Here is an 8,095-nt window from a genome sequence, read left to right on the forward strand (position 1 = left end):
ATTTTCATTGAGTATTAGATGAATATTAATCAAAATAAAGTAAGTCTTTGCTGGTACTTGTAAAGAGGTCGAAGCCATTCTTGGTAACAACACCGCAGTCTTCGATACGGACACCGACTTTACCAGGGATATAGATTCCTGGTTCAACAGAGAAGCACATGCCTTCTTCGATGACCATGTCGTTTCCTTCCATGATAGATGGGAATTCGTGAACATCCATACCGATACCATGACCGAGACGGTGGTTGAAGTACTCGCCATAACCAGCTTTTTCGATGACCTCACGGGCAGCGCGGTCCACTTCATGGGCAGTCACACCTGGCTTGATAAAGTCAAGGGCAGCTTGTTGGGCTTCAAGAGTCAAGTTGTAAATGTCTTTCTTGAATTGGTCAGGTTTACCGACAGCGACTGTACGAGTCATGTCTGATGCGTAACCGTTGACTAGAACACCAAGGTCAAAGAGGAGAAGGGCGTTATTCTCAACTTTGTTAGCTGCCGGAATGCCGTGCGGATTTGCAGCATTATCACCAGTCAAGACCATGGTATCAAAGCTCATTTCATAGCCTTCACGTTTCATGGCAAAGTCAATTTGAGCGATGATATCTGTCTCTGTCTTATCAAGAGAAATATTATCAAAACCAACCTTAACAGCCTTGTCCGCATAGAGACCTGCAACCATCATTTTTTGCACTTCATCAGCTGATTTGATGAGGCGCATGCGTTGGATACGAGGTGTGAGGTTGTCAAACTCAGCAGTTTCAAAGACTATTTTCAAGCCATGATATTTGGTTAAGATGAGATTGTCAAACTCAACAGCGACACGTTTGAAATCAAGCTGTGGTAGAGCATGTTTCATTTTTTGCCATGGATTTTCAGAATCCACATAGCCCACAACTGGGAAGGAAACAGTGCTAGTAGCACGCTCAACCTCAAGGGCTGGGACAAAGAGGAGGGGTTCTTGATCCGCTAGGATAAAAAGGAACATTTGGCGTTCATGGGGATCACTGTAAAAGCCAGTGAGGTAATTGATTGTGACGGGGTCAGATACGACAGCGACGTCTAGTTTTTCTGATTCAAGATATGTTACGATTTGTTGTAATTTAGACATATGCTACCTTCTTTCTACTCCTCTATTTTGGCAAAAAATGAGAGAAAATGCAAGGGAGAAGGGTAAAAGAACAGACAAAAAGAACTCCCACAAGATAACAGAGTTCTTTGATATAATTTCCTTTTGTTTAAGAAAAGTCAGCCTTGCTTTTGACATCACTGTATTCTTCAGCGATTTCTTGGCTGAGAATATCTTCATAGGCAGGGAGTTGGATGTCCTGACCATATTTCTTCTTGAGGGCTGTAGTGACTAGGCGATAAGCCAGATTGGCATTACGAGAGAGGATAGGCCCGTGGAAGTAGGAACCAAAGACATTCTTATAATGAACCCCTTCGCCGACTTTTTCTTCGTTATTTCCATTTCCATAGACAACCTGTCCCAGTGGTTTTTGATCATCTGAGAGGAAGGTACGGCCCTGATGATTTTCAAAGCCATAGTAGGTTTCATTGAAATCTTCATTGTGAATCTTGATGTCACCGATAAAACGGTTATTGGTCTGGTTGAGCGTGTAGTGGCCCATGACACCTAGCCCTTCGATACGTCTCCCTGAAGCTTCAATATAATATTGACCCAATAGTTGGAAACCACCGCAGATAGCCAGAACCACACCGTCATTTTGGATGTAGTTGTCAATGCTCTCTTTTTTAGCAGGTAGGTCGTCTGCAATAATACTTTGTTCAAAGTCTTGACCACCACCAAAAAAGGCGATGTCATAGTGGTTTTCATCAAAATCATCATGGAGAGAAACGATGTCAACCGTCACATGGGCTCCCAGTTTTTCAGCAACATACTTGAGCATGAGGATGTTTCCATTGTCCCCGTAGGTATTCATGAGGTTACCGTAGAGGTGGGCAATGTTGAGCTGATAGGGGTAATTGCCATCTTTTGAGGAAAGTGAAGTATAAACCATTAGTTCATCTCCTTTCTAACAATCTGACGACTAGCCAGCAGTTCGCGGAATTCAAGCATAGCAGTATAGGTAGCCAGAATATAAGCATGCTTGCAGTCTTGGTTCTCAATGGTTTTAAGAACTTGTTCCAGACTACTTGTTTCAGTGATTTTCTCAGCTGGATAGCCTGTTACTCGTAGACGACGTGCGATTTCAGAATGGCGAACACCGCCAGCGTTGATTTCAGGAATGTCCATATCAGTGATTTGTTCAAAATCAGCATCCCAGATCCAGCTGGTGTCAATTCCATCTGCATAGTTGGCATTTAGGAGGACAGATAGGCTAAATGGATAAGGAGCTAGTTTAATCATCTCGATAGCTTGGGTCGCACCGACTGGATTTTTAATCAAGACGAGGGTACATTCCTTGTCCCCGATGTGGAAGGTTTCTTGGCGTCCAAAGACTGCACGGCTCTTGTCAAATCCCTGCTTGATGAGTTGTGAATCTGCACCAAGGAAACGGGCGATAGCAACTGCAGCTAGGGCGTTGTAGATATTGTAGAGACCACCGATTTGAATACCGTATTCTTGTCCGTCAATGACAAAGCGAGAGCGATTGTTGGTCAACTCAACCAGTTCTGTCAAGCGATAGTCCAGATCAGGACGTTTACATCCACAGCCTTCACAGATATAGGCACCCAAATTTGCATAGGTATTATGCTCATATTTGAGGATTCCTTGGCAGTCAGAACAGAGAATCCCTTCTGTATTATAGTGAGCCAGCTGGGCTGGCCCTTTCTCCAAGTCAAAACCAAAATACTGTATAGGATTTGGAATAGCTGGTTTGTAGAAAAGTGGACTATCTCCATTAAGAAGAACAGTGGCAGTAGGCACCTTACGAATAGCATCCAAAATCATCTTATAAGTTGTGTAAATCTCACCATAGCGATCCATCTGGTCACGGAAGATGTTGGTGATGACAAAAAGGCTTGGCTGGATATAGTCACAGATACGAGATAGGCTGGCTTCATCGATTTCTAGGACGGCAATATTTTTCCCAGTTTTAGAAGATTTGGCTGTTAAGAAGGTTGTCGCAATTCCTGTGATCATGTTAGCACCGCTTGGGTTGGTTAGAACTTGACCATAAACCTCTTTTAAAATGCCGACAGTGAGGGCAGTTGTCAAGGTTTTTCCGTTGGTTCCAGTGACCACGACAATCTCGTAGTTCTTAGCAAGGTTTTGTAAAATATCTTTATCAAATTGAAGGGCAAGTTTTCCTGGGAGCGTACTTCCACGGCCAAGACGGCTTAAAACGAAGTGGGAAGAACGCCCAGCAAGAAGGCCCAAAGTAGTTTTTAAGTTCATGTTTCTATTATATCACAAAAGAGGGAAAAGACAGATTTGGTGTTTCGCAGAAGCAAAAACAGCCCAAAGAGGGCTGTCAGTTAAGATGAGATTTCAACTTAAATCGCAAACAAGTCATTCAAGTTCTCAGCCAAGGTTGGGTGAGTGAAGATTTGTTTTGTGAAGTAAGTGTAAGGAATTTTGTTGTCCATAGCAACAGTGATGATGTTGATGATTTCTTGAGAACCTTCTGAAAAGATGCTTGCTCCAAGAATTTCTTTTGTTTCAGTATTAACAACAGCTTTGAAAGCTCCGCGAAGGTCTCCATTTACATGGCCACGAGGCATTGCTGCAACAGGGATTTCCTTAACGGCGTATGGAAGTTTCAAATCAGCCGCTTGGCTTTCAGTCAAACCGACTTGTGAAAGGGCAGGTGTGATAAACATGGTGTTTGGTACATTGAGACGGTCTTCAAGCGTGTAGCTACCATCTCCAGCAAGGTAGCTGTAAACAACACGGAAGTCATCAAGTGAAATGTAAGTAAATTGAAGGCCACCGTTGACATCTCCAACTGCAAAGACACCAGGAACGTTTGTTTGACAATGTTTGTCTACTTTAATAGCGCCACGTTCAGTTAGTTCAATATCTGTATTTTCAAGTTGAAGTGGTTCTACATTTGGTTTGCGTCCAGTTGCGTAGAGAAGGGCGTCGAAACGGTAAGTTTCGTTTTCAGTCACGACAAGGACTTGGTCACCATCGTTTTTGATTTCAGTAGTATGGATATTTTGAAGCAATTCAATGCCATCTTCTTCCATGTATTGTTTAGCAAGAGCTGCGATGGAAGGTTCTGCACGAGGAAGGAAAGTATCCAAGGCATCTAGAACTGTGACCTTGCTTCCAAGTTTGTTGTAAAGGCCGGCAAATTCAAGACCGATATTTCCACCACCAAGGACTCCAAGGTTTTCAGGCAATTTGTCCAAGTTTTGGATACCTGTTGAGTCAAAGACGTTTTTGCTTGTAGCAAGTCCAGGGATTGGCAAGACGTTTGAAACAGCACCAGTATTGATGACGATTGTTTCAGCAGTCAGTTCTTTCTTTTCATCACCAGCTTGAATTTCAATGACTTTATTTGAAAGGAAGTGAGCTTCCGCATCAAAGATATCTACGCCTGTACCTGCAACAGTAGCATAGTTTTTACCATTGAGGCGACCAGTGATCGTGTTTTTGGTAGCAATGACTTCTTCAAAAGACAAGTCTTTCTCAGCAGCAACTAGCAAAGTTTTAGTTGGGATACATCCGATGTTGATACAAGTTCCACCGTACATAGCTTTGCTACGTTCAATGAGGGCAACTTTTTTGCCAGCTGAAGCCAATTTACCAGCTAGTGTTTTACCAGCTTTACCAAATCCGATAACGATTAAATCATAAGTTAACATTTAGAGTTCCTCCTATTCGCATTTCATTCTAGCACAAGAAAAAAACTTTTGCACAATTCTGCTACGAAAAAGACAGAAAAAGATAAAAACGCTTTCCAGACAAAAAACTAGTAATTTTTTGACAAGCTTGATAAACTAAAATCCTATCTATTTTTATATAAGATAGAATAAATGTCCGAAAATAGGAGGTTTTATGAAATCGAATCGTTATATTATTGCCTTTGCTGGGGTCATTTTACACTTAATGCTGGGTTCTACTTATGCTTGGAGTGTTTATCGCAACCCTATTATTGAAAAAACGGGATGGGATCAGGCTTCTGTTGCCTTTGCCTTTAGTCTAGCAATCTTTTGTTTGGGCTTATCTGCTGCATTTATGGGACGTTTGGTAGAAAAATTTGGTCCGAGAGTCATGGGGAGTCTATCTGCTTTTCTATACGCAGGTGGAAATATCTTAACAGGATTTGCGATAGACCGTCAGGAACTGTGGTTGTTGTATCTCGCTTATGGCATTTTAGGTGGGCTTGGTTTGGGAGCAGGCTATATTACCCCTGTGTCAACGATTATAAAATGGTTTCCTGATAAACGTGGTCTCGCAACAGGTTTAGCGATTATGGGGTTTGGTTTTGCTTCTTTATTGACTAGTCCCATAGCGCAACATCTCATCGCAGGGGTAGGGCTTGTAGAAACTTTTTATATTTTAGGTGCAAGTTACTTTATTATCATGCTCCTAGCTTCACAATTCATTAAGCGTCCAAATGAGCAAGAGCTTGCAATTTTATCTGCTTCAGGGAAAGAAAAAACAGCCTCTTTGACGCAAGGAATGGCTGCAAATCAGGCTCTAAAAAGCAATCGGTTTTATATACTTTGGATTATTTTCTTTATCAACATAGCTTGTGGTTTAGGCTTAATTTCAGCGGCATCGCCAATGGCACAGGAGATGGCTGGCTTGTCTACAAGTCATGCAGCAGTAATGGTGGGCGTTTTAGGGATTTTCAATGGATTTGGTCGCTTGCTCTGGGCGAGCTTATCTGACTATATCGGTCGCCCCCTAACCTTTAGTATATTACTGCTTGTCAATCTTTTCTTTTCTCTCTCACTTTGGCTCTTTACAGATTCCGTTTTATTTGTAGTCGCTATGTCTATTTTGATGACTTGCTATGGAGCTGGTTTTTCTTTGATTCCAGCTTATCTCAGTGATATTTTTGGAACCAAGGAATTGGCTGCTCTGCATGGATATATTTTAACAGCTTGGGCCATGGCTGGTTTAGCAGGACCTATTTTATTAGCAGAAACTTATAAAATGGCTCATTCTTACACACAAACCTTGTTCGTTTTTATCATTTTATATAGTATCGCCTTGGCTTTGTCTTATTATCTAGGTCGTTCCATCAAAAAGGAAAGCCAAAAACCGCTTACATGATTTTCTGTAGAAATGGGGCTATCTTTTGCTCTGGTCTTGTGTTATACTAGATGGGTTGCAAAGAAAACAGTACTTTTCTTTTGTGGAAAAGAAGCAACACGATTTTGTATCCAGCATATGAAAATACGTCATAAAAAGAAAAGTATAAACTAAGTCCTATAGGGTGGCTTCGCACCACCTTTAGAAAGAAGAACAACGTGAAATTTAATGAATTAAACTTGTCTGCTGATTTGCTAGCAGAGATTGAAAAAGCTGGTTTTGTAGAAGCCAGTCCTATCCAAGAACAAACCATTCCTTTGGCTCTAGAAGGCAAGGACGTTATCGGTCAAGCTCAGACTGGTACAGGAAAAACCGCAGCCTTTGGCTTGCCAACCCTTGAAAAAATCCGTACAGAAGAAGCGACCATCCAAGCCTTGGTTATCGCTCCAACTCGTGAACTCGCTGTCCAAAGTCAAGAAGAACTCTTCCGCTTTGGTCGTAGTAAGGGAGTCAAAGTCCGCTCAGTATATGGTGGATCAAGCATTGAAAAACAAATTAAGGCTCTTAAATCTGGTGCCCATATCGTGGTGGGAACTCCAGGTCGCCTCTTGGACTTGATTAAACGCAAGGCCTTGAAATTACAAGATATTGAAACGCTTATCCTTGACGAAGCCGATGAAATGCTCAACATGGGCTTTCTTGAAGACATCGAAGCCATTATCTCGCGTGTCCCTGAAAATAGACAAACCTTGCTCTTCTCAGCAACTATGCCAGATGCCATCAAACGTATCGGTGTTCAGTTTATGAAAGAACCTGAGCATGTCAAGATTGCTGCTAAGGAATTGACCACAGAATTGGTTGATCAATACTACATCCGAGTTAAAGAACAAGAAAAATTTGATACCATGACTCGTCTCATGGATGTGGAACAACCAGAACTTGCTATCGTATTTGGTCGTACCAAGCGCCGTGTGGATGAATTGACTCGTGGTCTGAAAATCCGTGGCTTCCGTGCAGAAGGAATTCATGGAGACCTAGACCAAAACAAACGTCTTCGTGTCCTTCGTGACTTCAAAAATGGGAACCTTGATGTTTTAGTTGCGACGGACGTTGCAGCGCGTGGCTTGGATATTTCAGGTGTGACCCATGTCTATAACTACGATATTCCACAAGATCCTGAAAGCTATGTTCACCGTATCGGTCGTACAGGTCGTGCTGGTAAGTCAGGTCAGTCTATTACTTTCGTATCACCAAATGAAATGGGCTACCTCCAAATCATTGAAAACTTGACTAAGAAACGCATGAAAGGTCTCAAACCTGCAAGTGCAGAAGAAGCCTTCCAAGCTAAAAAACAAGTAGCTCTCAAGAAAATCGAACGTGATTTTGCAGATGAAACCATTCGTGCCAACTTTGAGAAATTTGGTAAGGACGCTCGTAAGCTAGCTGCCGAATTTACTCCAGAAGAATTGGCAATGTATATCTTGAGTCTGACAGTCCAAGATCCAGATAGCCTTCCTGAAGTGGAGATTGCGCGTGAAAAACCACTACCGTTTAAACCGTCAGGTAATGGCTTCGGTGGTAAAGCTAAAGGAGGTCGTCGTGGAGATGACCGTCGTGATAATCGCCGTGGAGACAACCGTCGTGGTGGTCGTCGTGATGAGTTCAACAAAGGAAGTCGTGGCAACGATCGTTTTGATAAGGAAAAACGTTACCGTAAGGATAATAAAAAACCACGCAATACTTCAAGCGAAAAGAAAACAGGCTTTGTTATTCGTAACAAGGGCGATAAATAAGAAAAAGCGGTTCAAAATGAATCGCTTTTTTATATAAGGAGACCGAATGTGAAAAGATAATACTCTTCGAAAATCTCTTCAAACCTCGTCAACGTCGCCTTGCCGTAGATATGTTACTGACTTCGTC

The 8,095-nt window shown here is 42.1% G+C and carries 6 protein-coding genes; 2 read left to right on the top strand and 4 right to left on the bottom strand.

Annotated features, from left to right (window positions below; all coding sequences use genetic code 11):
- Positions 1-25: 25 nt before the first annotated feature.
- The 4 genes from HT697_RS03290 to HT697_RS03305 form a co-directional block, all read right to left on the bottom strand.
- Positions 26-1,108 (bottom strand): Xaa-Pro peptidase family protein, encoded by a 1,083-nt coding sequence (locus tag HT697_RS03290; RefSeq protein WP_173252854.1) that lies wholly within the window; start codon positions 1,106-1,108, stop codon positions 26-28.
- Between the two features lie 127 nt (positions 1,109-1,235).
- Positions 1,236-2,018 carry a lipid II isoglutaminyl synthase subunit GatD gene (gene gatD / locus HT697_RS03295; RefSeq protein ID WP_033686811.1) on the bottom strand — a complete coding sequence of 261 codons (783 nt, stop codon included), beginning with the start codon at positions 2,016-2,018 and terminating at the stop codon, positions 1,236-1,238.
- Entirely contained in the window at positions 2,018-3,361 is a 1,344-nt protein-coding gene (gene murT / locus HT697_RS03300) for a lipid II isoglutaminyl synthase subunit MurT (RefSeq protein ID WP_173252855.1), read from the bottom strand. Before murT ends, gatD begins: the two co-directional genes overlap by 1 nt.
- Positions 3,362-3,459: 98 nt before the next feature.
- The gene (locus tag HT697_RS03305; protein WP_061817748.1) at positions 3,460-4,776 is read right to left on the bottom strand and encodes an FAD-containing oxidoreductase; all 1,317 of its coding nucleotides are present in this window, start codon (positions 4,774-4,776) and stop codon (positions 3,460-3,462) included.
- Positions 4,777-4,969: 193 nt separating this feature from the next.
- Between HT697_RS03305 and HT697_RS03310 the strand changes: the two genes are divergently transcribed.
- Positions 4,970-6,196: an OFA family MFS transporter gene (locus tag HT697_RS03310; RefSeq protein WP_173218594.1), complete on the top strand. Its 1,227-nt coding sequence runs from the start codon at positions 4,970-4,972 to the stop codon at positions 6,194-6,196.
- 197 nt (positions 6,197-6,393) lie between these two features.
- Positions 6,394-7,968: a DEAD/DEAH box helicase gene (locus HT697_RS03315; RefSeq protein ID WP_173218596.1), complete on the top strand. Its 1,575-nt coding sequence runs from the start codon at positions 6,394-6,396 to the stop codon at positions 7,966-7,968.
- The last annotated feature ends 127 nt before the right edge of the window (positions 7,969-8,095 follow it).

The sequence above is a fragment of the Streptococcus sp. 1621 genome, from assembly GCF_013276615.1.
Taxonomy (GTDB): Bacteria; Bacillota; Bacilli; order Lactobacillales; family Streptococcaceae; genus Streptococcus.

Coding starts and splice junctions, on each gene's coding strand:
- HT697_RS03310 (WP_173218594.1), top strand. CDS start 4,970: ATGAAATCGAATCGTTATATTATTGCCTTTGCTGGGGTCATTTTACAC.
- gatD (WP_033686811.1), bottom strand. CDS start 2,018: ATGGTTTATACTTCACTTTCCTCAAAAGATGGCAATTACCCCTATCAG.
- HT697_RS03305 (WP_061817748.1), bottom strand. CDS start 4,776: ATGTTAACTTATGATTTAATCGTTATCGGATTTGGTAAAGCTGGTAAA.
- HT697_RS03290 (WP_173252854.1), bottom strand. CDS start 1,108: ATGTCTAAATTACAACAAATCGTAACATATCTTGAATCAGAAAAACTA.
- murT (WP_173252855.1), bottom strand. CDS start 3,361: ATGAACTTAAAAACTACTTTGGGCCTTCTTGCTGGGCGTTCTTCCCAC.